Here is a 24,531-nt window from a genome sequence, read left to right as displayed (position 1 = left end):
CCTCCCGGCACGCCGGGAGGTACACCATTAGTTGTTCGTGAAACCCACCAGCAGTCCACCGGTGATCTTGACACTGAGGTTGTACAGCACGGCGAAGATCGCACCGAGCGCGGTGACCACCACGGTGTTGAGCACCGCGACCACCACCGCGAAGCCCATCACGTTGCCGACAGACAGGAAGCTCTTCAGATCAGATGCAGAACCAGCGATATCCGTGTAAAGGTCATTGGCCTTGTCGAGGATCTCGGTCTGGTTCAGAACCGTATAAATAAGGAAGGTCGCCACGATCGTCACGACCGCCAGGCAGATCGCCACCAGGAACGACAACTTCACGGCAGACCAGAAGTCGATGTACACCAACTTGAGGCGCACCTGCTTCGACGAGGTCTTTCGAGTGGACTTCTTGGCAAGCTTTTCTGCGACGCTACTCATCTACTGACTCTTCCTCCTCCGAATCGCTCTCCGGTTCTCCCTCTTCGACTTCGGGAACCAGGTTACGTTCGGTGTTCTTCGCAATGGCGATGATCCTGTCCTCATCCGCAAACTTAGCGAAGACCACGCCCATTGTGTCCCTGCCCTTGGCGGGAACTTCGGCAACGTCAGAGCGTACCACCTTGCCGCTGGCAAGAACCACAAGGACTTCGTCCTCACTGTCAACGATCAGGGAACCCACCAGGTCACCCCGATCGTCGTTCAGTTTGGCCACCTTGATTCCGAGGCCGCCACGGCCCTGCAGCCGGTACTGGTCGACCGCGGTGCGCTTGGCGTAGCCGCCTTCGGTCACGACGAACACATAGCCGTCATCGGAAACAACCGATGCATCTAGCAACTTGTCTTCCCCACGGAAATGCATGCCGATGACACCTGACGTACTGCGCCCCATCGGCCGGAGCGCCTCATCCGTCGCCGTGAAACGGATGGACATCCCCTTTCGCGACACCAGCAGAAGATCGGAATCGTCCTCGACCAGCAACGCGGAGACGAGTTCGTCGCCTTCACGAAGCTTGATCGCGATGATTCCGCCTGAGCGGTTGGTGTCGTACTCGCTGAGCGCCGTCTTCTTGATCAGCCCGTCGCGGGTCGCCAGGGTGAGGTATTTCGCCACGCTGTAGTCGCGAATGTCGAGAATCTGGGCGATCTCTTCATCTGGATGCATGGCGAGCAGGTTGGCGACGTGCTGCCCCTTGGCGTCACGTCCGGCCTCCTGCACCTCATAGGCCTTTGCACGATAGACGCGTCCGGTATTGGTGAAGAAGAGCAGCCAGTGATGGGTAGTGGTGACGAAGAAGTGCTCGACCACATCATCAGCGCGCAGCTGGGCACCCTTCACGCCTTTGCCGCCGCGATGCTGGCTGCGGTAGTTGTCGCTGCGGGTGCGCTTGATGTAACCGCCGCGGGTGACGGTGACCACCATCTCCTCTTCTGGGATGAGGTCTTCGATCGACATATCGCCGTCGAACCCGAACATGATCTCGGTGCGACGGTCGTCGCCGAAGCGTTCGGTGATCTCGGCCAGCTCTTCGCTGACAATCGTGCGTTGGCGCTCTGGACTGGCCAGGATCGCCTTGAATTCTGCGATCTCCAACTCGAGTCTGGCGGCATCGTCGACGATTTTCTGGCGCTCGAGCGCTGCCAGTCGGCGCAACTGCATGGTCAGGATCGCGTCAGCCTGGAGCTTGTCGACGTCGAGCAGGTCCATCAGGCCATCGCGCGCGTCGTCCGCAGTCGGTGAACGACGGATGAGGGCGATCACCTCGTCGAGGGCGTCAAGCGCCTTGAGATACCCACGGAGGATGTGGGCCTTGGCCTCTGCCTCGTTGAGGCGGTACTGGGTGCGCCGAACGATGACCTCGATCTGGTGCGTCACCCAGGCGCTGATGAACCCGTCGAGTGGGAGCGTGCGCGGAATACCGTCGACAATCGCCAGCATGTTCGCGCCGAAGTTCTCCTGCAGCTGCGTGTGCTTGTAGAGGTTGTTCAGCACGACCTTGGCGACGGCGTCACGCTTGAGAACGACAACGAGGCGCTGTCCGGTGCGGCCAGACGTTTCGTCACGGATGTCGGCGATTCCGCCGATCTTGCCGTCTTTCACCAGCTCGGCGATCTTAATTGCCAGGTTGTCCGGGTTGACCTGGTACGGCAGCTCGGTGATCACCAGGCAGTTGCGGCCCTGGAGCTCCTCGATATTGACCACCGCACGCATCGTGATCGAACCACGACCGGTGCGGTACGCATCCTGGATTCCCTTGATGCCCAGGATCTGGGCACCGGTCGGGAAGTCTGGACCCTTGATGCGCTGCACGAGCGCGTCGAGCAGTTCCTCGCGGTCTGCCTCGGGGTTCTCGAGGTACCACTGCGCTCCTGCTGCGACCTCGCGCAGGTTGTGTGGCGGGATGTTGGTGGCCATGCCGACGGCGATACCGACGGAACCGTTGACCAGCAGGTTCGGGAAGCGAGCCGGAAGCACTGTCGGTTCGAGGGTGCGACCGTCGTAATTGTCCTGGAAGTCGACGGTGTCTTCGGTGATGTCACGCACCATCTCAAGCGCGAGGGGTGCCATCTTCGTCTCGGTGTACCGGGGAGCGGCCGCGCCGTCGTTGCCAGGGGAACCGAAGTTACCCTGCCCGAGGGCAAGCGGGTACCGGAGGCTCCACGGCTGCACCAGGCGCACCAGTGCGTCGTAGATAGAGGTGTCGCCGTGCGGGTGGAACTGCCCCATCACGTCGCCGACAACTCTGGCGCACTTGGAGAACGACTTGTCTGGGCGGTAGCCGCCGTCGTACATCGCGTAGATCACCCGGCGGTGAACGGGTTTCAGCCCATCGCGCACGTCGGGAAGAGCGCGGCCGACGATCACACTCATCGCGTAATCGAGGTAGGAGCGCTGCATCTCCAGCTGGAGGTCGACCTGATCGACCTTTCCGTGCTGGATCAGGTGGGCGGCAGCCGCGGCGTCAGCAGCCGCAATGGACTCGGCGTCCATGCCGATGGGTGCGACGCCGTCAGCGTTGATGTTGCCGTCGCCGGGCGTACCGCCAGATGTCGTGCCGTTAGATGGCGTGTCATTAGATGTCAAGGAAGCGCACGTCCTTCGCGTTCTTTTGGATGAAGTTTCGGCGGGATTCGACGTCTTCGCCCATCAGGGTGGAGAAAATCTCGTCTGCCGCTGCCGCATCGTCGAGGGTCACCTGCAGCAGGGTGCGGGTCTCAGGAGCCATCGTGGTCTCCCACAGCTCCTTGTAGTCCATCTCGCCGAGGCCCTTGTAGCGCTGGATCCCGTTGTCCTTCGGGATGCGCTTGCCTGCCGCAGCCCCATCGGCCAGGAGTGCGTCGCGCTCCAGGTCTGAATAGACGTATTCGTGGGGCGAATTGCTCCACTTCAATCGGTAGAGGGGAGGCTGGGCAAGGTACACGTATCCGAGGTCGATCAACGGGCGCATGTAACGGAACAACAGGGTCAGCAGCAGCGTCGTGATGTGCTGACCGTCGACATCCGCGTCGGCCATCAAGACGATCTTGTGATACCTAACCTTGTCCGGGTTGAAGTCCTCTCCGATGCCGGCACCGAATGCCGTGATCATCGCCTGCACCTCGTTGTTGCCGAGGGCACGGTCGAGACGGGCCTTCTCCACGTTCAGGATCTTTCCGCGCAGCGGAAGGATGGCTTGGGTCTCAGGGTTCCGGCCCTGGACGGCTGAGCCGCCGGCCGAGTCGCCCTCGACGATGAAGATCTCCGAGATCGACGGGTCTTTGCTCTGGCAGTCCTTGAGCTTGCCCGGCATGCCGCCGCCCTCGAGCAGTCCCTTGCGACGGGCCGTCTCGCGCGCCTTTCGAGCGGCCATCCTGGCCGTTGCCGCCTGCAGCGCCTTGCGGATGATCTCCTTCGCCTGGATGGGGTTGCGGGCGAACCAATCTGCGAGCTGGTCGCTGGCCACCTTCTGAACGAACGACTTGGCCTCCGTGTTGCCCAGCTTGGTCTTGGTTTGGCCCTCGAACTGGGGCTCGGCCAGCTTGATCGAGATGACGGCGGTCAGGCCCTCGCGCACATCGTCGCCCGAGAGGTTGTCATCCTTCTCCTTGAGAATGCCCTTTTCTCTGGCGTATTTGTTGATGAGCGTGGTGAGGGCGGCACGGAAGCCCTCTTCGTGGGTTCCGCCCTCGTGCGTATTGATGGTGTTCGCGTAGGTGTGCACACTTTCGGTGTACGACGTCGTCCACTGCATGGCGACTTCGAGCGCGATCTTGCGATCGGTGTCCTCCGACTCGAACGAGATGATCTCGTCGTTGACGAGTTCTGCCTTGCGTACGCGGTTCAGATACTCGACATAGTCGACCAGGCCCTGTTCGTACATGAATGAGTTGACGACGGGGCCGCCCTCTTCATCTGCCTGGTCTGGGCGCTCATCGGTGAGGGTGAGGCGGAGTCCCTTGTTCAGGAACGCCATCTGCTGGAACCTCACACGAAGCGTCTCGTAGTCGAACTCGATCGTCTCGAACGTCTCAGCGCTCGGCCAGAACGTGATAATCGTTCCAGTCTCGGCTGATTCCTCGCCCTTCTTCAGCGGCGCATCCGGGATTCCGTCGGCGAAACTCTGCCGCCAGACGTGTCCTTGCCGGCGTACCTCTACTTCGAGGCGGCTCGACAGTGCGTTGACCACGGAGCTTCCGACGCCATGCAATCCACCTGAGACGGCATAACCGCCGCCGCCGAACTTGCCGCCGGCGTGCAACACGGTGAGAACAACTTCAACAGTGGAGCGGCCCTGCGCCTTGTTGATGTCAACGGGGATGCCACGACCATTGTCTTCTACGCGGATCGCGCCGTCGGCGAGAATACGGATGTCGATGGTGTCGCAATATCCGGCCAGCGCCTCGTCGACGGAGTTGTCGACGATCTCGGAGACCAGATGGTGCAAACCGCGCGGACCGGTGGAACCGATGTACATTCCGGGTCGTTTGCGTACGGCTTCAAGGCCTTCGAGAACCTGAATTTCGTCGGCACCGTATTCGTGCCTGGACTCGGGATTCTTCGGTTCAACTGTCATCTGAAATTGGGGCTCCCTCTGTCGCACTGGCGACCATTCAGTCTACCAAAGAGGGCACACGCTCCCGGCCATAATCGCCGTTCTGACGCGTTTTCTTTGAGAGGGTGACCGAATTTGTCTTGTCACCCGTAGGTATCGCGCGGACCCCGCCCTGGAATTGATCTGGGACCCTTTTTCCAGGAAGGGGCACCGGGGCCTTGGAATCGTATTGAGGTTATGCCCGCGTCTGGATAGCGCGCGGCGATGTGATTCATGATGTCGACCCGCATCAGGCGCAGTTGAGTTGCCCACGCCGTCGACTCACAGTGCACGGTCAGGACACCCTCTTCGATTCCCGCTGGAGTCGAGTGCTTTGACGTCTCCTCGCCAGCGACTTCTGCCCACGACGCGAGGAGTTCGGACTGCGCCAGGGGAGAGTTCCACCCGAGTTGCACCGTGAGGGAGTCGATGGCGTCACCGAGTCCTCGTGGGTCACGGCCCGCGCCGAACGGCACGCTCGACCCACTCTGCGCTTTCGCTCCACTGCGCTTCCGGGAACGCCTGGCGTTCGGATCACCGAAGACGTCCTTGAAATGCAGGAAGACGTTCGCAGCTTCGCTATTTTCAGCCATCGTGTTCAGCTATATCGTGTTCAGGCGCATCGGCACCACCCGCATCGGCTCCACCCGCATCGACAACGGCACCGGCCTCGATGTGGATCGTGTGATCGGAGAGGGCCTGTGGAACGTCTTCCAATACCGCTGCCGTGATGAGCACCTGCTCGAAACCCGTTACAGCATCGGCCAGCCTGGCCCGACGCGACTGGTCGAGTTCTGCAAAAACATCATCCAGGATCAGCACCGGGTCTCCGCTGGACGAATCTCGGCGAAGTAGTTCTGCAGAGGCGAGTTTGAGTGCGAGGGCAAAAGACCAGGATTCACCGTGACTCGCGTAGCCTTTGGCCGGCAAGGCATTCAGCATGAAAACAAGGTCGTCGCGGTGCGGGCCGGCCAGCGTCATCCCGCGCTCAAGTTCTTTCGCACGAAGTCCAGAGAGCGCAGCGCGGAAGGCATCAGCTGTTCCACTGGCACTCTCTGCTTCTACCGACGGAATCGTCGCCGCCATTACCTCGTCTTCGTCCGCGCCAAGAATGCTGAGTGAAGGAACCAGTCGTGGGCCATGGTCGGCGCCGGCCACGGCACGATAGGCGTCCTGCAGAGGCCCGGCGAGAAGTTCCGTGAGCGCAGCACGCTCGTCGATGATCTCCGAACCGAGTGCGACCAGGCGCTCGTCCCAGATATCGAGAGTGCCCAGTTGGTCTCCTCGAACGCCACGCGCACGTGCAGACTTCAGAAGTGTGTTGCGTTGTTTCAGCACTCGCTCATAGTCAGCGATCACACCACTCAGCCTTGGCGTGTGCAACATGAGTAGTTGATCAAGGAATCGACGACGCCCCGACGGGTCCCCACGAATCAGGGTCAGATCTTCCGGAGCGAACAACACACTGGAGAAATACCGCGGCAACTCCCGCGTTTTGATCACCGACCTGTTGACCTGAGCTCGATTCGCCCCGAGACGATTCAGTTGGACCTCGGCCAGAATCTGCCGCTCATTGTGTTCCAGACGAGCACGGATGATCGCTGCATCTTCGCCTGCTCTGATCATGGCGGCATCGCTTGACACCCGATGAGAACCGAGAGTGCTGAGAAAGCCGAGGGATTCAACCAGGTTGGTCTTGCCTTGACCGTTGCGTCCGACAATCAAGTTCGGGCCTGCAGCAAACGATACTTCCGCCCGCGAATAGTTGCGGAAGTCAGTGAGTGAGAGGTGAGTGACGCGCACCCGCCGTCAGTCCACCTTTTTTACGGCGTGCCCGCCGAACTGGTTACGCAGCGCTGCAACGGCCTTCATCGCAGGTGAATCCTCCTGGCGGGAGACAAAGCGCGCAAAGATCGAAGCGCTGATCGTGGGAACTGGTACCGCGTTCGCAATCGCTTCTTCGATCGTCCAGCGTCCTTCGCCGGAATCCTCGACAAAGCCTTCGATGTCACCGAGGTCAGGGTCATGCTCGAGAGCGCGCACCAGTAGCTCAAGAAGCCAGGAGCGGACGACCGTGCCCCGTTGCCACGCCTTGAATATGCCCGGAACGTTATGAATCAGGTCATCACGCTTCTCGAGTAATTCATACCCTTCGGCATACGCCTGCATCAGTGCGTACTCAATACCGTTGTGCACCATCTTTGCGTAGTGTCCGGCACCGATCTCGCCTGCGTGTACGAAGCCCTCATCGCGCGGGCCTTCGGGACGCAAAGCATCGAACACCGGCATGGCACGATCGACCTGGTCTTGCTTACCGCCGACCATGAGGCCGTACCCGTTCTTCAAGCCCCACACGCCGCCAGAAACGCCGGCGTCAATGAAATTGATGCCCTTGGTGGCGAGTTCCTCACCATGTTTGAAGTCTTCGGTGAACCGCGAGTTACCCCCGTCGATGACCAGGTCTCCATCGGAGAGCAAGCCAGAGAGCTCGGTCACCACGGAATCGGTGATCTCACCGGCCGGCACCATGATCCAGACCAGTCGCGGCTCGGGAAGCGCGGCAACAAGGTCTGCGGTGGTTGCGACATCCGTCACGTCTGGATTGCGGTCGTAACCGGTCACCTCGATTCCAGCATCCCTCAGCCGTGTGCGCATGTTTGCGCCCATTTTTCCCAGGCCAACGATCCCGATATGCATGTCGTGCTCCTTCTGTTCGACGGTGACGCGCAGGTGGCTGACTAACGGAGGAGGAGGTTGGGCTGAAGGAGATAACGGTAGCTGTCAGACCCCGCGGATTCGCGTGACGTCTGACTGGTGATGAGTACCGGTCCCGGCTTGTTCGGGTTCTCCGTTTTGGTGAACGAGATCCTCACGAACTCGGAATGCACCGCGCTGAGGCCGTCGAGCAGGAACTGCGGCTTGAGCGACACCACCGTGTCTCCGCCAGTGAGAATCGCATCGACGGTTTCCCTCGCCTGCGCCTGTTCTGACCCGATTGCCTCGAGGGTGAGACCCTCACTGGTGAAGGTAAATCGGAGCGCGGCCTCGCGTTCGAGGACCAGCTGCACTCGACGGGTTGCCTCGATGAGCTCTGCGGTGTTCATGACCGCGTAGTTGTCGACGGTCTCGGGGAATAAGCGGCGAACAGGTGGGAAATTGCCCTTGATCAGCAGCGACGTGACCGTCTTTTTGTCTGCTGTGAAAGCAATGAGTTCGCGATCATCCTTATTGGTGATCGCCACAGAGATCGTGCCGCTGTGGCCGAAAGTCTTGCCGACTTCCTGCAGCGTGCGTGCCGGTACCAGCGCGGTCAGCGTCTCTGATGACGTGTTGCTGCCCGAATCCCAGTTGATCTCCCGCACCGCAACGCGGTAACGGTCGGTGGCAACGAGACCCAGGCTGTTTTCGGAGACCTCAAGCTGCACACCGGTGATGACCGGGGTGACATCATCGCGGGAGGCTGCAACAGCGACCTGGGCGATCGCAGCGGCGAAGTCCTCTGCAGGAACCAGTCCTGACTCGGCCGAGATCTCGGGGATGCTGGGATATTCCTCTACCGGCATAGACAGCAGTGTGAAGTTCGCGGAGCCGCAACTCACGGTGATCCGGGAATCCTCAGACTCGAAACGAACCGGAGCATTCGGCATCCGGCTGGCGATTTCGGCCAGAAGCCGGCCTGAGACCAGGACTCTGCCGGTTTCTTCGACGTCTGCGGCGATCTCCGTTTGGGCTGAAACCTCATAGTCGAACGACGACAGGATCAACCCCGTCTCCGTCGCTTCGATGAGCACGCCACTCAGGATGGGAAGGGTTGTGCGTTGCGGGAGAAGCTTGACCGCGAATGACACCGCTTCGCTGAACACGTCCCGGTTTGCCTGAAATCTCACGAAGTCACTCCTGTCGACGGGAGGCAATTGATGTGGCCTCAATGCTAGTCGTGTTTGTGAACCCGCCGTTGACGGCCGGTGAAGGCCGGTTCGGTCGGTGTCAAGGTTGTCGGATGGAGAGAAAGATAGTTAATTCTTAATGGTCTTAACCGCTGTGGAAACTGTGGATAACTCTGTGAAGAGTGCTGGATCATTGGAAACTACAACTGTGTAAGTTGTTGGTGCGTTGTGAGGGCGATGAGTTGAAGCGACGGCTCGGATGCCGCTGAAATCATGAGTTTTCACAAGGTGGCGGTAACTTTCAACAGATTTGGCCGAGTTGTGCGACCTGGTTTCCACAGGGTTATCCACAGTGTGAATACTGGGGTAGAGCGGCACTCTGTGGTCACTATTTGTACCGATGGTTTTGCTTGATGCGGTTGGTGAGCTCTGTCACCTGGTTGTAGATCGAACGGCGCTCCTTCATGAGTTCGCTGATCTTCTTGTTGGCGTACATCACCGTGGTGTGATCTCGATTGCCGAATAGCTGACCGATCTTGGGCAGGGAGAGGTTCGTCAATTCGCGGCACAGATACATTGCGATCTGCCTCGCAGTGGCGACCGCCTGCGAACGCGAGGAACCATAAAGGTCTTCGACAGTGAGTTTGAAGTAGTCGGCGGTATTGGTGATGATGTCGACGGGCGCGATGACGTTGTCTTCGTCGAGGGTGATGAGGTCCTTCAACACGGTCTGCACAAGGTTCATGTCGACCGGCGTGCGATTCAGGCTGGAGAAGGCCGTCACCCTGATCAGGGTGCCTTCCAATTCGCGAATATTGGACGACACCTTCGTCGCCATGAATTCCAGGATGTCGTCTGGTACCTGGAGCTTCTCGCTCTGGGCTTTCTTTCGAAGGATGGCGATGCGGGTCTCGAGGTCGGGCGCCTGGACATCCGTTATCAGACCCCATTCGAAGCGTGAGCGCATGCGGTCTTCGAATCCCGTGAGGTGTTTGGGCGGAAGGTCGCTTGTGATGACGACCTGTTTGTTGTGGTCGTGCAGCGTGTTGAACGTATGGAAGAAGGCTTCCTGCGTTTCGGCTTTCCCCTGTAGGAACTGGATGTCGTCGATGAGGAGGATGTCAATGTTGCGGTATCGAGACTGGAACAGCGAGCCGCGGTTGTTTGCGATTGAGTTGATGAAGTCGTTGGTGAACTCTTCGGAACTGACGTAACGCACCCGGATGCCGGGATAGAGACTCATCGCATAGTGGCCGATTGCGTGCAGGAGGTGTGTCTTACCGAGGCCAGACTCGCCGTAGACGAACAGTGGGTTGTACGCCTTCGCCGGAGCTTCAGCGACCGCGACCGCCGCAGCGTGGGCGAAACGGTTTGACTGGCCGATCACGAAGTTGTCGAAGCTGTACTTCGGGTTCAGCCTGGTGTCGTGCGGGCGTTCTGGAGGGGTGCTCTCAAAAACGGATTGTGGTGTGGCTGGCGTCTCGACATCGATTTGCATGACCGGCTCGTGCAGCGGCCGAAGCGATTCCTGTTCCAGCTCTGGGTTCACCACAACATAGAAGCTTGAGACTTCAGTGGCCTCATCCAACTTACTCATCGCTGCGAGCAGCGGAACGCGCATGCGCTGATTGAGCATGCTTGCCGTGAACTCGTTGGGGACTTCAAGATAGAAAGTGCCGGCAGCGATTCCCTTGGGCTCGACGAGGTTCAAGAACCCATAAAGCATTGGGGTGATGCTCTCATCCGACTCCAGCGACGTCAGTATCGACTGCCAGGTCTCCTTGATGGGTGTTTCGCCGTCCGCCATTTTTCCCCACTATCTCTTCTGTTCGGCCTGGCCGCAGCCACGGCGGATGGAGAGCGGTTCGCTCAACACTGAGCTGATCGGTCAGGCAAAGTATTCACAAAGTTATCCACCCCCTGTGTGCAAAAACAGTCCTATTCTCAGGGTTCTCCCGCAAAACTGTGGATAACTTGTCATCACGGTAGTCAATGAGTCACGGCCATCCAAATCATCGTGACGCAAGCGCGTGTCGTAAACGGAATCTACGCGCAAATTGTGGAGAATCGAAAGTTTGGGGTGCGTGAGTTTGACCAGAACTACGCAAGGCCGTAGTTTTAATCAGTTGACCCCAGCCCACCGGCTACCCCCCTCTTTCCCGGCCGCTTCATTCGGTCCGCGGAGATCAGACACGTGGAGATCGAAAAATGAGCAAGAGAACTTTCCAGCCGAACAACCGCCGTCGCGCCAAGGTGCATGGTTTCCGCCTGCGGATGCGTACCCGCGCAGGTCGCGCGATCCTCGGTGCTCGTCGTCGCAAGGGACGCACCGAACTCTCCGCTTAAGCCCCTCGGTGCTTGCCAAAGCCAATCGCTTGGCGAGCGGTAGCGACTACAAAGCGACCGTTCGCCGGGGTAAGCGGGTCATCGGTAAGAACACCGTGACCTACATCCGCACGGACGTGGTCGACACTCCGGCGCGATTCGGGTTCATCGTCGCCAAGAATGTCGGTGGGGCAGTAGTTCGCAACCGCATCCGTCGACGTTTGAAGGCGGCGAGTTTCACCCAGGTATCCGGCATCGGGCCAGGTGCTTCCATCGTCATTCGAGCACTGCCGTCTTCGACCGGGGCAACCTTCTCCGTGTTGGCCGGCGAGGTAGCGGATGCGGTCGGCACAGTCAGGACGCGCAGATGAATCGCTTCGTGGTGAGCCTGTTCCTCCTGCCGCGAAATCTGCTGGTGCTGCTTCTACGTGGGTACCGGGCGGTGGTTTCGCCGCTTTATGGCGATGTCTGCCGGTATTACCCGTCTTGTTCTGCTTATGCGCTCGGCGCGGTGCAAGAGCACGGTGTTGTGGTCGGTGCCGCCCTGGCGGCACGTCGATTGGCTCGCTGTCATCCATGGGCGGAAGGCGGGGTCGACGACGTCCCCATCAAACGCAAGCGTCGCTACACCGTGACTCGATTCGGATTTGTTGTCGTACCAAGCCACGGAAAGGGCTGACTGAAGAAGTATGGACCTCATAGGGACGATCCTTTGGCCACTGAAATGGGTGGTCGAGCTGCTATTGGTGGGATTCCACTGGCTATTCGATAATGCGTTTTCGATGGACCCGGCTGCGGGGCTCACCTGGGTGCTGTCCATCGTCGGCCTGGTCCTTGTCGTGCGGGCGGCGCTCATCCCGATCTTCGTCAGGCAGATCCGCAGTCAGCGCAAGATGCTTGAGGTTGCGCCTCAGCTGAAGAAGATCCAGGACAAGTACAAGGGCAAGAAGGATCAGTTCTCTCGCGAGGCGATGTCGCGCGAGACGATGGAGCTCTACAAGCGCACGGGGACAAACCCCCTGAGTTCATGCCTACCGCTCCTGCTACAGATGCCGATCTTCTTCGCTCTGTTCTCTGTACTCAACGACGCACAGCATGGCAAGGCCGGTGTCGGCCCTCTCAACGAGGAGTTGGGCAAGCAGTTCGGCAGCGCTGAGTTGTTCGGCGCACCACTGCACAACTCGTTCGCCTCCCAGTGGGGATTGATGACAGAGGGTCAGCCATACAGTGTGACGGTGATGATCATTGCCGCGACAATGGTCGTGCTGATGACGGCATCGCAGTTCATTACCCAATTGCAGATCGTTTCCAAGAACATGTCGCCGGAGACCAAGGCGAGCCCGATGTTCCGGCAGCAGCGCATCATGTTGTACCTGCTCCCCCTCGTGTTCGCCTTCTCGGGTGTGGCCTTCCCACTCGGGGTCATGTTCTACTGGCTGACCTCGAACATCTGGACCATGGCCCAGCAGTTCCTGGTCATCCGGAACATGCCGACGCCGGGCAGTGAGGCCGCCAAGGCTCGAGAGGAGCGCCTCGCCCGGAAGGGTAAGTTGATCGCGACGGACGGAGACGTCATCGTGGTTGAGGAACCCAAGAAGACCAGCAATCAGCGCCAGCAGCCGGTGGGTAAGAACCGCGCGAAGAAGCAGTCCGGCCCGAAGAAGTAGAAGAGAAATCATGACGGAAAACCTTGAAGTGATCGAAACGGATGCCGCGGAAAGCGCGATTGCCGCAACCCAGCCGGTTGGCGTGAATCACACTGACGCCTCCGACCACTCCCCCACGATTGACCAGCTTGAGCACGAGGGTGACATCGCCGCGGATTACATCGAGGAGTTCCTCGATATCTGCGACCTCGACGGTGACATCGACATCGATGCGCGCAATGGTCGCGCTTATCTTTCCGTGAATGCGTCGGACGGGGAGAATCTGCGGAGGCTGTCAAAGCCGGACACGGTGAATGCACTGCAGGAACTGACCCGACTCGCGGTTCAGAACAAGACGGGTTCGTTTTCCCGCCTTATTCTCGACATCGGCGGCTCACGTGACGCGCGCCAGGCTGAACTGTCTGTGCTCGTTACCCACGCCATCGACCGGATTGAAGACGGTGCATCCGAGGCAGCCCTTCCAGCGATGTCGTCGTATGAGCGGAAGCTGGTGCACGACCTGGTGGCCGAACGCGGATTCGTATCCGAGTCTCGTGGCGAAGGTCCTGGCCGGCACACCGTCATCACCAAGCATTAGTTTCACGTGAAACATTGACCGAGATACTGGAAGACGAGCCGGCGGTCGCCGCGGCTCTTTTCGGCACCCGCATCGATGTGGCGCGCGACTTTACCCGCAATCTGGCAGACCAGGGTGAAGAGCTCGGACTGATCGGCCCATTGGAACTCCCTCGCCTGTGGAGCCGGCACATCCTGAACTGTGCCATCGTCGGCCCACTGCTGAGGCCCGGTCGGGTCGGAGATGTCGGGTCTGGTGCTGGTCTTCCAGGACTTGTACTGGCGATCGCTCGTCCGGATGTGTCTTTCGTGTTGATTGAACCGATGGAACGTCGGGTCGCATGGCTGAATGACCAGGTGAACGCACTTGCACTCGACAATGTTTCGGTGGAGCGTGCCAGGGCCGAAGATCTCCGGCTCGATGAACCCCTCGACCAGGTGACTGCCCGTGCTGTCAGTGCCTTTCGCACTCTCATTCCCCTCACCGCTCCGCTTGTTCGGGCCGGTGGTGAACTGGTGCTAATGAAGGGCGCGGCAGCCTCGGCCGAGGTAGAAGCGGCAGCCAAGGCGATTCGGAAGTACGGCTTGAGCAATGTCGCTGTGATACCGCTGGGTGAAGGCGTGCTGGACGATGTGACGCGGGTCATAACGGCTACAGTGGGTGAGTCCCCGATCGGTGGTTGAACACACCGGATTCGTGTGCTTCCGGGCCAGATTCTGTTGTTCATCGATCCCCAAAAGACGCAAAGGTTTCACGTGAAACATCCAGGTGTTGACCAACACTCCGGCACTGCCCTCGATGGAGGTACTCCGCTCGCGCGGGAGATTGCCGAACTCACTCGGCGCCGGCAGGCCATCGCGGCTGATCAACTCCCGAAACCCGACAAGACGCGCGTGTTGACGATCTCCAACCAGAAGGGTGGAGTGGGAAAGACCACGACTGCCGTGAACCTGGCGGCGGCGCTGGCCAGGCAGGGCGCGAAGGTTCTGGTCATCGATCTCGACCCACAGGGGAACGCGTCGACGGCACTTGGTGTGGAGCATCGCGCAGAGACCGCGAGTGTGTACGACGTCATCGTCAGTGATGTACCGCTGGCCGATGTTGTACAGAAGAGCCCCGAATTCGGTTCGCTCTTTTGCGTGCCGGCCACTATCCATCTGGCCGGCGCAGAGATCGAGCTGGTGTCGCTCGTAGCCAGAGAACAACGGCTGCGCCGAGCACTTGACCTGTATCTGGCGGAGATGGACGAGCCGTACCACTACGTGTTCATTGATTGCCCACCGTCGCTCGGGCTGCTGACGATCAACGCATTCGTGGCTGCCAGGGAAGTACTGATCCCTATCCAATGCGAGTACTACGCACTCGAGGGATTGAGTCAGCTCTTGAAGAGCATCGAGCTCATCGAGAAGCACTTGAATCCTGATCTGACCGTATCGACAATTCTGCTCACTATGTACGATTCTCGGACCAATCTGGCGAACCAGGTGGCGCAGGATGTGCGTGATCACTTCCCCGATCAGGTGCTTGAGACGCTGATTCCGCGTTCTGTGCGCGTTTCTGAGGCGCCGAGCTACGGGCAGAGTGTCATCAGCTACGATCTGAACTCAGCAGGATCGCTCTCATACCTCGAAGCGGCGGCTGAAATAGCGCGTCGGGGCGCACCTCAGACAGGAGACACGCAGTAATGGCGAAGAGAACTGGCCTCGGCCGCGGTATTGGCGCACTGATTCCGCTCCAGGACGAGGCGAGATCGCGTCCGGTCGATGTCTTTTTCCCGCAGAGTGAGAGGTCGATCGACAGTACTGGAGCGGTTCCGACCGCCGATCTGGTCGCGGTGCCTGGTGCGCGACTTGCCCACCTGGATCCCAGCGATATTATTCCCAACGCCCAGCAGCCCCGAACAGTGTTCGACGAGGATGATCTTGCTGAACTGGTGCATAGCATTCGGGAGATCGGCGTGCTTCAGCCGATCGTGGTCAGGCCCCTTAAGGAGAAGCCAGGTAAGTACGAGCTCGTGATGGGTGAGCGTCGTTTGCGTGCGACGAAGGAGGTCGGTCTCTCCACCATTCCCGCTGTTGTGCGTGACACTGCGGATGTCGATATGCTCCGCGATGCGCTCCTGGAGAATCTGCACAGAGCTGAGTTGAATCCCCTTGAAGAGGCATCGGCGTATCAGCAGCTGTTGAATGATTTCGGGATCACCCAGGAAGTGCTGGCATCACGGATTGGTCGGTCGCGTCCGCAGATCACCAATACCTTGCGGTTGCTGAGGCTCCCGGAGCCGGTGCAGTTGCGGGTCGCTGCCGGGGTCTTGAGTGCCGGGCACGCCAGGGCGATCCTGTCAGTGGGAGACCAGCAGGGAATGCTCCGGCTGGCGAACAAGATTGTCAACGAGGACCTGTCGGTGCGCGCCGCCGAGGCTGCCGCTACATCGACCCCGCGGTTTCCGTCGGCAAAGCCGTCGGCGGGGAAGCGCCAGGGACATCTCGATGAAGTCGCTGGTCGACTCGGCGATCGCCTCAATACACGGGTGCGGATTGGTCTTAGTGCGAAGAAAGGCCAGATCACGGTGGATTTCGCCACGATCGGTGACTTGAACCGCATTCTCGGCGAGCTCGGTGAGCCTGGCTTCGGAACCAACTGACCACTCCCCCATGTTTCACGTGAAACATCGCACCAACATCGTTGGCTGAGGAGCGAGCGCCAGCGAGCTTCTCTAAACCGCCGCGTGGAACTTCGTGTCCCAAGGCGCTCGTGTGTGGGTTTCGAGGTGCGCCATCGTGTCTCATCCGCTCCTCAACCACCGAGGAAGTTGTTTCACGTGAAACATTGCCGAGGCTTCGCTGAGACGTGAGCTTGTGAGACTGTTCGAGGCGGCGAAGAGTACGAAGAGATGGCCGCAGCGTATGCGCGAAATAGATACAAGGCTGGTCGCGCCGCAAGCGCGAATCGGAGACGCTCGTTCGCTCCTCAACCACCGAGGCAGGGAAGTATTTCACGTGAAACATTGCCCGAGCTTCGTGGGTGGAGGAGAGAGCTTGCGAGCGCAATTTGGAGACGCGCGCTCCGCGCTTTCCTCAATCCGGCGCCCGTAACACGGCCGATCGACATCATGTTCGTCGTCCAGCGCTGCGCAGACGAGGCGGTCGGTCAGTTGGCGGCGACCGCGGTTCGAATGAGCGCATCGTACGTGGCGCCGAGTGACGTGCCCGATGCCTCAATTGCCTGTGGTACCAGCGATGTCTCGGTGAGCCCAGGCAACACGTTCGCCTCCAGGAACCACAGCTTCCCGTCCTCCGACAGGATCAGGTCAATCCTCGACAGATGCCGCAAACCGAGCAACTCATGCACCGCAACCGCGGTTTCCGCGACGATCGCCGCAGCATCGGAGCTTATCCGAGCGGGAGTGTAAAACCGTGTCTCACCGGCGTTATAGCGCGCCTCGAAACTGTACACGCCACTTTCGGGAACGATCTCCACAGCCGGAAGCGCCGCAGGACCATCACCCGTGTCGAGCACGGCAACGGCCAGTTCGATTCCGCTGACCCGTTCCTCAATCAGAGCGACATCCGCATACGTGTACGCGTCGACCATGGCGCGTGGCAATTCCGTCGCCCCGTCGACAATCGTCACCCCCTGCGCTGAACCACCCACCGCGGGCTTCACCACCAGCGAGTTCCCGACTGATTCCAGAACCCGCGCCAGAACGCTTGCCGCACCGAGATCACGGAAGGTCTCCCTTGACAGGGCAATGGCTGCCGGCGTGTCCAGTCCGGTTCGGGCAATCAGTTCTTTCGCAATCGGCTTCGACCAGGCCAGGGCGGCGTCCGCACCCCGCGAACCGACGAACGGGATTCCGGTCGTCTCCAGCAGCGACAGCAGTGCGCCGTCTTCTCCCGACGCTCCATGCAGCACCGGCCAGATGACGTCCGGGGGATCCGCGACCAGCCCTGCGAGAAGCCCGGCGTCAGGATCAAGCACACGCACGCGATGCCCCTGGCCGGTCAGAGCGTCGGCCACCCGGCGTCCTGACCGCAGGGATACATCGCGTTCGTGGGATATTCCACCAGAGAGAACCACAACATCGAGGGGAGCAAATTCGTTCATGATCAGGGGTCTTCCTCGTTGGTCTCGAAAGGTCGTCGGTTTCGGATGCTCGTCAGGACAGGTTGGGAGGTGGCGCACCGAACTGACGGCCACTCGGCGCTGCTCGAAGTGAACCGGTGCCGGCGAAGGTATCGAGCAGGTCGAGTTCGGCCCGAATGACGGTGGCGAGCCGCCTGATGCCGACACGGATGTTCTCTGGCGTCGGATAGCAGAATGACAGCCGCATATTCTGGTGCCCGTCGCCGTCGGCGAAGAACGCGGTGCCCGGAGTGTATGCGACCAGTTCCGTGACGGCGCGGGGGAGCATTGCCTTGGAGTCCAGTCGCTCCGGCAGCGTCAGCCAGACGTAGAAGCCGCCGTTCGGGTTGGTCCAGCCGAGCTCAGGCAGGTACTCATCCAGGGCACCGAGCAGCGCATTCTTCCGCTCGTGGTACACGCCGCGGAAGGTGTTGATCTGACCCTTCCAGTCGGCGGAGGAGAGGTATTCCGAGATCACCAGCTGGCTGAACGAACTCGGCGATAGCACCGCCGCCTCGTTGGCCAGCACAAGCTTTTCCCTAATGGCATGCGGCGCAAGCGCCCAGCCGACGCGAAAACCAGGGGCGAGCGTCTTCGAAAACGTGCCGAGATAGACGACGCCGTCCTGCTCGACCGAACGCATCGCATCCGGAGCCGGCTGGTCAAAATAGAGCAGCCCATACGGGTTGTCCTCGAGCACCAGGATGTCGTTCTCCCGCGCGATCTGGAGGATCTCGAGCCGCCGCTCCCAGCTCAGCGTCACGCCGGCCGGATTGTGGAAACTGGGGATCGTGTACAGGAACTTGATGCGTTTGCCCGCCGCCTTCAGGCTCGCGATGTGCTCCCGCAACGCCTCGGGAATCAGCCCGTTCTCATCCATCGGCACATGGTCGATCTCCGCCTGGTACGACTTGAAGATCACCATGGCGGTGACGTAGCTCGGCCCCTCGGAGATCACGACATCACCCGGGTCGAGAAAAAGCTTGCTGACCAGCTCTAACGCATGCTGGGAGCCAGTGGTGACAACCACGTCGTCAGCATGGGCGCGGATGCCTTCCAACGCCATGACCTCGAGGATCTGCTCTCGGAGTGCAGGGACACCCTGGCCGGAGCCGTACTGGAGGGCGACTGCCCCCTGCTCCACCATCACGCGCTCCATGGCGTTGATGACAAGTTCCTGCGGAAGCGCGGACACGAACGGCATGCCGCCAGCGAGGGACACCACCTCAGGGCGGGAGGCGACGGCGAACAGGGCACGCACCTCAGAGGCGCGGAGGCCACCGGCTCGCTCGGCGTAGTGGTGATACCACGGGTCGAGGTTGGTGCCGGCCTGGGGGGATCCCTGTTCGTTCACTTCACTTCCGTTCTGGTGAGAATTCAATCGTATGGGGTGTTGATCGGCGCAGACTTCCGTTCGGCGCTGACTTCCGTTAAAGGGAAAGACCCCGTCCGGCGAGTGCCGGGCGGGGTCTGGAAGAAACCGGTCGGCTACGCGAGGTAGGCGGCCAGGTCGGCTTCGAGTGCGGGCTTCGGCTTGGCGCCGATGACGGTCTTGACGACCTCGCCCTTCTGGAACACCTTCATCGCGGGAATTGAGGTGATCTGGTACTTCGCGGCCAATGCCGGGTTCTCGTCGACGTTCAGCTTGACGATGTCAAGCTTCTCCGAGTTCTCGTGCGCAATTTGGTCGAGGATCGGGCTGACCGCGCGACACGGGCCACACCACTCTGCCCAGAAGTCGACCAGAACGGTCTTGTCGTTGTTGATGACTTCCTGATCGAAAGTCGCGTCGGTGACAGCACGTGCAGTCATGTATCTCTCCTTGGTTGGTTACAGATTCGGGTGCGCAGCGTCAGTTGGCGGCTGCGAGTTCGGATTCACTGGCCTTGGCCAGCAGGTCTTTGGGAAGCGTCGTCAGGTAGTGCTCGGCGTCGAGGGCCGCGACGGTACCGGATGCCGCGGCCGTGACCGCCTGGCGATAGGTCGGGTCGACGACGTCGCCGGCTGCGAATACTCCGGCCTGGCTGGTCTTCGAGGAGCGCCCGGCTACCGCGATGGTGCCTTCAGGGGTCAGGTCGAGCTGACCGTGCACCAGGTGGGTGCGCGGGTCGTTGCCGATGGCCACGAAAAGGCCGCCGATGTCGAGCGTGCTCTCATCGCCGGTTACGGTGTCGCGCAGACGAAGGCCGTCAACGGCATCCGCCCCGGTGATGCCGGCGACTTCCGCATTCCAGACGAACTCGATCTTGTCGTTCGCGAAGGCCCGATCCTGCATGATCTTCGACGCCCGGAGGGTGTCTTTGCGGTGGATGACGTGCACCTTCTCGGCGAACCGGGTGAGGAACGTTGCCTCTTCCATCGCGGAGTCGCCCCCGCCGACGACGGCAATCGTCTTGTTCTTGAAGAAGAAACCGTCGCAGGTGGCACACCAGGAGACGCCGTGACCAGACAGGCGCTCTTCGTCGCTGAGACCCAGCTTGCGGTACGCGGAACCGGTCGAGAAAATCACCGCGAGGGCCTCGTGGGTCGAGCCGTCGCCGAGCGTGACCTTCTTGGTCGGTCCGGTCAGCTCAAGGCTGGTGACGTCGTCGTAGACGACCTCCGTGCCGAAGCGCTCGGCCTGTTCCTGCATCTTTGTCATCAGTTCTGGTCCCTGGATGCCCTCGGGGAACCCGGGGAAGTTCTCCACGTCTGTGGTGTTCATCAGCTCACCGCCAGCCTCGACGGAGCTCGCGATGAGTAGCGGCTTCAGATTGGCACGAGCAGCGTAGATGGCAGCTGTATACCCGGCCGGCCCAGAGCCGATGATGATGATTTGGCGCACGCGCACTCCTTACACTGTGTGGGCGGAGACTCTCGTCTGCGCCCGCTGACCGGTACAACACATACTATTCGGATGCTATTCCGCATCGTCTGTGTGTTCCGGCCTGTGCACTCAGAGTTCGGTCAGCGACGGATGCGGGCGAGCAAGGGTTCGGTGAATCCCTTGAGCTCGCTCGTGCGCATGAGCATCAGCATTCCGAAGTAGGTCACGGCCATGACCAGGCCGATGATCGCCATGGAGACGATGGCCTGGGCCACGCTGGAGACGGCGAAGCCGCCTTCGCGCGTACCACCGAGCTGCACCAGCAGCAGAATGCCGAGACCGACCGGAATCACGGCGGCCACGAGGTACTTCAGCAGGCTCTGGATGATGCGCTTGCCGTCAATGCCGCCAAGCCTGCCACGCAGGAGCAGTGCCGCAAATATGGTCTGGGCGATGCCGGAAACAGTGACCACAAGCGCAATTCCAACGGCGATCCACTCTTCGGGGAGCATCGAGCAAGCGAGTACGCCGACAACCACCAGTACGACCTGGAACAGGGTGAAGAAGAAGGGGGTGCGAGTGTCACCGAGGGCATAGAACGTGCGCTGCAGCACGAACAGGAGGCAGAATGCCACGAGGCCGAGCAAGTACGCGATGATGACGTTTCCGGTCGCCTGGACCTGGCTGAAGCTGTCTGAGACGAAGACGGCCGCGAACGGGTAGGCGCACACCACGATGATCGCCGATGCGATGACGATGATCAGGGACGTACCCCGCATCGCAGATGAGGCATCCGTCTTCACCAGGCCAAGATTTCCGATGGCGGCGTGTTCGCTCATCCTCGTGAAGTACGCCGTGGCCACGGACACAGTGATCACGGAATGCGGCAGCATGAAGATGAGCCATGCGGTATTCAGAACCTGTACGGATGCGTCGTCGTTGTTTGACGCGATGGTCGCGACTCGAGTCTCCACGATGCCGGCGATCGTTGTCAGGATGATCATGCCGAAAGTCCAGCTCGCCATCTTGCCCGCGGCGCCGAGGCCAACGCCACGCCACCGGAAGTCTGGGCGGTAGCGAAGGCCGATTCTGCGCCAAAAATAGAACAGCACGACGGCTTGCACCAGTACTCCGAGGGTTGCGCTGCCCGCGAGGACGGCGATCATCATCGGGGTGAAATCGGAGGCCAGGCGATCACCGCCGGGATCGGCGCCGTACAGAGCCGCGAAGATGACCAGCCCGGCGATGGCGACAATATTGTTGAGCACGGGCACCCACGTGTACGGCCCGAAGGATTTGCGAGCGTTCAACACTTCCCCCATCACCGTGTACAGCCCATAGAAGAAGATCTGGGGCAGACACCAATAGGCGAAAGCGATGGCGAGGGAGAGTTGTTCCGGGGGAAGGTTTGAGCCCCAGATCAGGGTCAGGACGGGAGCGAGGGCGGTGGCCACGATCGTCGCGGCACCCAGGATGACAAAGGCAAGGGTGACGAGTTTGTTGATGTAGGCGGTGCCGCCGTCATTATGGAGGGCGGCACGTACGATCTGGGGCACCAGAACTGCTGTGAGAACGCCACCCGCCACGATTACGTAGACAGTGTTTGGCAGTTGATTGGCAACCGCGAAGGCGTTGGTGCTTGCGCCGAACAAGCCGATGACCTGCGCCAGTACCCACAACTTCACGAAGCCGAGGATGCGCGACACGATCGTGCCTGAGGCGAGGAAGATGCTCGCCCGGCCGATGCCGGCGCTAGCCACGCGGTTCTTCCGGGGGATGAGTTGCGCTCGGTGCGGCATCCGTCGTCTCTGGAGTCTCTGTTTTCTCTGGTGTCTCTGCAGACTCAGGTGCGGTTTCCGACTGCTCCGCCTGCTCGGCGCGGTCCTTGCGTCGCCTCGCGATGTTGCGCCACACCCCGAAGCCGAAGAACAGGACGACCAGGATGGCGAGGCTGATCGCCACGATCCCCTCCCAGTCGGCGTGCACGTCAACGGTGACGAACGCCGTCTGCCCGATCTGCACTCCGTCTGGCGTGAACAGGTTCACCCGAAGGGTCACGTCTCCGTTTCCGACTGCTGCGGTCACCGGAACCGTGACGGTGCGAGCGGATGCCGCGTCGATCGTGGCCTCGATGTCGCCGTCAACGACCAGCCGCCCGTTCGACGGAACCACCTGCATCTTCACCGTGACCGCCTGGTTGTATGCGTTGTTCAGCGCGATCGGCAGCTCGACGCGGTTCGCGGCGACATTGAGGGGTCCGCGGCTGGTCACCGTCACCGAGTTCAGGATGGCACCGGACTCCGTGAGGTTGGTGCGCACCGCCTCCTGCCAGGCGTCGTCATCCGCCCGCCACGACGTGGCGAACAGGCCCAGAACGTCCAGGCGACTGGTCGCCGTGAGTATCACAGGATCGGCTGCGACAGAAGAGAACGCCGCGATCTCGGCCTCCCGCGACAGCAGTCGGGTAGCCGCCTCGACGCGGCCTTCCGGCTCGGCCTGGGGCGTCACGGTGACGCCTTGCGCGGGTTCGGCGGCGAGTGCCTGGTCGAGGGTGGCCCCGGCCTGCCACGGAACGGACGAGAGCGCGGCAAGCGTTTCACCCAGACGGGGCGAGGACTGCGCTTCGCCTCTGTCGAAGGTGGCGAGCAGGGTGCGCGGCGTGGCCGGATTCTCGGCGGAGACAACGGCGAGCTGGGCGAGTACCTCTGACATCGCCGTGTTCCACTCCACCTCGGTCGCGGCCGTCACTGCACGCTGGATGGCCGCCCCGATGGCCAAATCGCCCACCGCAGCCCGGCCACTGGCAACGCTGAACACGCTGTTCGGCGTGACTTGCGCGTCGGGCTGGGTGACGTTCGTGCCGGAGAGGATGGTGGTGGTGAGACCGCTGGCAGCGAATACGTCCAGGTCTGCGGGGGCGACGGAGCCGGCGCTCGGCCAGCCGATGTCGGTTCTGGTGTAGTCCCAGTCGAGCAATTCTTCCGTCGTGGGCATCACCGGTTCGCCGGCAGTAGGCGTGGGGGTCGGCGTCTTGGTCGACTCATTGGTCGGCTCGCTGGTCGACTCCTCGGGATCCGGCGTTTCCGGAACCGTGAACAGGTCGGGGTTCAGCGCTGGCGCAAACGAGGTCGGAACCAGCAGGGGATTCACGCCGGCATGCGCCTGGAGCGCTATGTCGGCATCCGCATAGCTGAGAGGGAATATATCGTTCGTGGCGAAGTCGAGCCGTTCGAGCCAGTCGAGCGCCGTTGGTGGAACTGAGCTTCCTAGCACCCTGATCGAGGCAAGGATCATGGGGTCGATCGCAATTGCCACCGGCTGATTCACGACGTCGTCGAGCTGGCGGGTGAGCAATCCGCCAGGGCCGGTGTACTTCTCCAGGTCGTCTGCGGCGATCAGGCCGGTCGCACCGGGTGGCGTGGTAATCGGAACAACGATTGCGAGGTTGACCGGCGTCACAGGCTCCCCGGTCGACCAGACGAAGACCCCCCTGCCCTGCACGGGATCAGCCTCGGTCTCGCCAGCAGACAGCGTTGCGGCAATTCCGCGCGCGCCCCAGGCATTCGACGGGCCGAGCCCAATGGATGCCGCGGGCACGGTCAGGGTGAGAGTCAGCGAGCTGTCCGGCTGGATCGCAGTACCGGTCGGGGCACTGAAGATGCGGTCTCCAGGGCTCGAGTTCTCGGCGGGCCTCAGCCACTCGCCGAGCGCAGTGCGAGTTGTCAGGGCGCGCTCGGCGAGGTACAGGTCGATCGTGCCTGCCGGCAGAGCCGCCGACGTGCCGTTGGTGATCTCCGCGGTGACCGTGAGGTCCTGGCCGCCAGACACGATGGAATTGCCAACAGGGGCGAGGTTGATCGTGACCGCGGAGTCATCGTCGGCGGCAGCGTGCGCCTGTGCCGGTGTGGTCTGTGACTGCGCGGCAGGCAGCGCCGCCGCTCCCAGAGAAAGGAGCGCAGCGAGCGGCACGGCGAGCAGGGCGAAGAAAGAGAGCGCGGGCCGACGCGCAGGATTTGAATCGGCCACCATGCAGGAGATTCTACGGCGTGCATACCGGGAGAACGCTTTGCGCCTGGTGTCAGCTCTGCAGCCGGCAACTAAC

At 61.1% G+C, this 24,531-nt stretch carries 22 protein-coding genes; 8 read left to right on the top strand and 14 right to left on the bottom strand.

All coding sequences use genetic code 11. From position 1 onward, the window contains the following. Positions 1-27: 27 nt before the first annotated feature. From K323_RS0111480 to dnaA, 8 genes are all read right to left on the bottom strand, one after another. Positions 28-432, bottom strand: coding sequence for a DUF3566 domain-containing protein (locus K323_RS0111480; protein WP_022885425.1), 405 nt, complete (start codon positions 430-432; stop codon positions 28-30). Next, positions 425-2,983 (bottom strand): DNA gyrase subunit A, encoded by a 2,559-nt coding sequence (gene gyrA, locus K323_RS0111475; protein ID WP_026851557.1) that lies wholly within the window; start codon positions 2,981-2,983, stop codon positions 425-427. The genes K323_RS0111480 and gyrA overlap by 8 nt, the downstream gene beginning before the upstream one ends. Positions 2,984-3,065: 82 nt before the next feature. Beyond that, complete coding sequence (gene gyrB / locus K323_RS0111470; RefSeq protein WP_022885423.1) at positions 3,066-5,045, bottom strand: DNA topoisomerase (ATP-hydrolyzing) subunit B; 1,980 nt, start codon at positions 5,043-5,045, stop codon at positions 3,066-3,068. A 122-nt stretch (positions 5,046-5,167) separates the two neighbouring features. Continuing rightward, entirely contained in the window at positions 5,168-5,656 is a 489-nt protein-coding gene (locus K323_RS0111465) for a DciA family protein (RefSeq protein WP_022885422.1), read from the bottom strand. Then, positions 5,649-6,866, bottom strand: a complete 1,218-nt coding sequence (recF, locus tag K323_RS25565; RefSeq protein WP_022885421.1) for a DNA replication/repair protein RecF — start codon at positions 6,864-6,866, stop codon at positions 5,649-5,651. Before recF ends, K323_RS0111465 begins: the two co-directional genes overlap by 8 nt. A gap of 6 nt (positions 6,867-6,872) precedes the next feature. Then, a complete protein-coding gene (gene gnd / locus K323_RS0111455) occupies positions 6,873-7,760 on the bottom strand; it encodes a phosphogluconate dehydrogenase (NAD(+)-dependent, decarboxylating) (protein WP_022885420.1) in 888 nt (295 codons plus the stop codon). A gap of 41 nt (positions 7,761-7,801) precedes the next feature. Beyond that, complete coding sequence (gene dnaN / locus K323_RS0111450) at positions 7,802-8,950, bottom strand: DNA polymerase III subunit beta (RefSeq protein ID WP_022885419.1); 1,149 nt, start codon at positions 8,948-8,950, stop codon at positions 7,802-7,804. Positions 8,951-9,338: 388 nt separating this feature from the next. Next, positions 9,339-10,757: a chromosomal replication initiator protein DnaA gene (gene dnaA / locus K323_RS0111445; RefSeq protein WP_022885418.1), complete on the bottom strand. Its 1,419-nt coding sequence runs from the start codon at positions 10,755-10,757 to the stop codon at positions 9,339-9,341. Positions 10,758-11,158: 401 nt separating this feature from the next. On the opposite strand from dnaA, the gene rpmH reads away from it, so the two are divergent. The 8 genes from rpmH to K323_RS0111405 all read left to right on the top strand — a co-directional run bounded on the left by rpmH (position 11,159) and on the right by K323_RS0111405 (position 16,142). Then, complete coding sequence (rpmH, locus tag K323_RS29425) at positions 11,159-11,296, top strand: 50S ribosomal protein L34 (protein ID WP_010204566.1); 138 nt, start codon at positions 11,159-11,161, stop codon at positions 11,294-11,296. 8 nt (positions 11,297-11,304) lie between these two features. Further along, the gene (rnpA, locus tag K323_RS0111435; protein WP_022885417.1) at positions 11,305-11,646 is read left to right on the top strand and encodes a ribonuclease P protein component; all 342 of its coding nucleotides are present in this window, start codon (positions 11,305-11,307) and stop codon (positions 11,644-11,646) included. Beyond that, complete coding sequence (gene yidD / locus K323_RS0111430; protein ID WP_022885416.1) at positions 11,643-11,954, top strand: membrane protein insertion efficiency factor YidD; 312 nt, start codon at positions 11,643-11,645, stop codon at positions 11,952-11,954. The genes rnpA and yidD overlap by 4 nt, the downstream gene beginning before the upstream one ends. Positions 11,955-11,964: 10 nt before the next feature. After that, positions 11,965-12,942 (top strand): membrane protein insertase YidC, encoded by a 978-nt coding sequence (gene yidC, locus K323_RS0111425; protein ID WP_022885415.1) that lies wholly within the window; start codon positions 11,965-11,967, stop codon positions 12,940-12,942. Positions 12,943-12,952: 10 nt separating this feature from the next. Further along, on the top strand, positions 12,953-13,519 hold the full coding sequence (locus K323_RS0111420; RefSeq protein WP_022885414.1) for a Jag family protein: 567 nt from the start codon (positions 12,953-12,955) through the stop codon (positions 13,517-13,519). 14 nt (positions 13,520-13,533) lie between these two features. Further along, entirely contained in the window at positions 13,534-14,181 is a 648-nt protein-coding gene (gene rsmG, locus K323_RS0111415; protein ID WP_022885413.1) for a 16S rRNA (guanine(527)-N(7))-methyltransferase RsmG, read from the top strand. A 72-nt stretch (positions 14,182-14,253) separates the two neighbouring features. Continuing rightward, positions 14,254-15,183: a ParA family protein gene (locus tag K323_RS0111410; protein WP_026851555.1), complete on the top strand. Its 930-nt coding sequence runs from the start codon at positions 14,254-14,256 to the stop codon at positions 15,181-15,183. Continuing rightward, complete coding sequence (locus K323_RS0111405; RefSeq protein WP_022885411.1) at positions 15,183-16,142, top strand: ParB/RepB/Spo0J family partition protein; 960 nt, start codon at positions 15,183-15,185, stop codon at positions 16,140-16,142. Before K323_RS0111410 ends, K323_RS0111405 begins: the two co-directional genes overlap by 1 nt. A 506-nt stretch (positions 16,143-16,648) precedes the next feature. On the opposite strand, the gene K323_RS0111400 is transcribed toward K323_RS0111405, so the two are convergent. The 6 genes from K323_RS0111400 to K323_RS25560 form a co-directional block, all read right to left on the bottom strand. Next, entirely contained in the window at positions 16,649-17,605 is a 957-nt protein-coding gene (locus tag K323_RS0111400; RefSeq protein ID WP_022885410.1) for a D-alanine--D-alanine ligase family protein, read from the bottom strand. Between the two features lie 52 nt (positions 17,606-17,657). Continuing rightward, positions 17,658-18,977, bottom strand: a complete 1,320-nt coding sequence (locus K323_RS0111395) for an aminotransferase-like domain-containing protein (protein WP_022885409.1) — start codon at positions 18,975-18,977, stop codon at positions 17,658-17,660. A gap of 134 nt (positions 18,978-19,111) precedes the next feature. Continuing rightward, positions 19,112-19,435 carry a thioredoxin gene (gene trxA, locus K323_RS0111390; RefSeq protein ID WP_022885408.1) on the bottom strand — a complete coding sequence of 108 codons (324 nt, stop codon included), beginning with the start codon at positions 19,433-19,435 and terminating at the stop codon, positions 19,112-19,114. 40 nt (positions 19,436-19,475) lie between these two features. Further along, complete coding sequence (gene trxB, locus K323_RS0111385) at positions 19,476-20,447, bottom strand: thioredoxin-disulfide reductase (protein WP_022885407.1); 972 nt, start codon at positions 20,445-20,447, stop codon at positions 19,476-19,478. A 122-nt stretch (positions 20,448-20,569) separates the two neighbouring features. Continuing rightward, the gene (gene murJ, locus K323_RS0111380; RefSeq protein WP_026851554.1) at positions 20,570-22,189 is read right to left on the bottom strand and encodes a murein biosynthesis integral membrane protein MurJ; all 1,620 of its coding nucleotides are present in this window, start codon (positions 22,187-22,189) and stop codon (positions 20,570-20,572) included. After that, positions 22,182-24,458, bottom strand: coding sequence for a DUF6049 family protein (locus tag K323_RS25560; RefSeq protein ID WP_022885405.1), 2,277 nt, complete (start codon positions 24,456-24,458; stop codon positions 22,182-22,184). The genes murJ and K323_RS25560 overlap by 8 nt, the downstream gene beginning before the upstream one ends. Positions 24,459-24,531: the final 73 nt, after the last annotated feature.

The organism is Glaciibacter superstes DSM 21135 (assembly GCF_000421145.1).
Classification (GTDB): Bacteria; Actinomycetota; Actinomycetes; order Actinomycetales; family Microbacteriaceae; genus Cryobacterium; species Cryobacterium superstes.
Note: the sequence above shows the minus strand (reverse complement) of the source record. Positions and strands in the feature narration are given on the sequence as shown.

Bases quoted from the DNA above. Each gene is read 5' to 3' on its own strand.
- K323_RS0111405 (WP_022885411.1), top strand. From the start codon at position 15,183: ATGGCGAAGAGAACTGGCCTCGGCCGCGGTATTGGCGCACTGATTCCG.
- gyrA (WP_026851557.1), bottom strand. From the start codon at position 2,983: ATGGACGCCGAGTCCATTGCGGCTGCTGACGCCGCGGCTGCCGCCCAC.
- K323_RS0111465 (WP_022885422.1), bottom strand. From the start codon at position 5,656: ATGGCTGAAAATAGCGAAGCTGCGAACGTCTTCCTGCATTTCAAGGAC.
- gnd (WP_022885420.1), bottom strand. From the start codon at position 7,760: ATGCATATCGGGATCGTTGGCCTGGGAAAAATGGGCGCAAACATGCGC.
- rpmH (WP_010204566.1), top strand. From the start codon at position 11,159: ATGAGCAAGAGAACTTTCCAGCCGAACAACCGCCGTCGCGCCAAGGTG.
- K323_RS0111420 (WP_022885414.1), top strand. From the start codon at position 12,953: ATGACGGAAAACCTTGAAGTGATCGAAACGGATGCCGCGGAAAGCGCG.
- K323_RS0111400 (WP_022885410.1), bottom strand. From the start codon at position 17,605: ATGAACGAATTTGCTCCCCTCGATGTTGTGGTTCTCTCTGGTGGAATA.
- gyrB (WP_022885423.1), bottom strand. From the start codon at position 5,045: ATGACAGTTGAACCGAAGAATCCCGAGTCCAGGCACGAATACGGTGCC.
- dnaA (WP_022885418.1), bottom strand. From the start codon at position 10,757: ATGGCGGACGGCGAAACACCCATCAAGGAGACCTGGCAGTCGATACTG.
- trxA (WP_022885408.1), bottom strand. From the start codon at position 19,435: ATGACTGCACGTGCTGTCACCGACGCGACTTTCGATCAGGAAGTCATC.
- yidC (WP_022885415.1), top strand. From the start codon at position 11,965: ATGGACCTCATAGGGACGATCCTTTGGCCACTGAAATGGGTGGTCGAG.
- K323_RS0111480 (WP_022885425.1), bottom strand. From the start codon at position 432: ATGAGTAGCGTCGCAGAAAAGCTTGCCAAGAAGTCCACTCGAAAGACC.
- K323_RS25560 (WP_022885405.1), bottom strand. From the start codon at position 24,458: ATGGTGGCCGATTCAAATCCTGCGCGTCGGCCCGCGCTCTCTTTCTTC.
- yidD (WP_022885416.1), top strand. From the start codon at position 11,643: ATGAATCGCTTCGTGGTGAGCCTGTTCCTCCTGCCGCGAAATCTGCTG.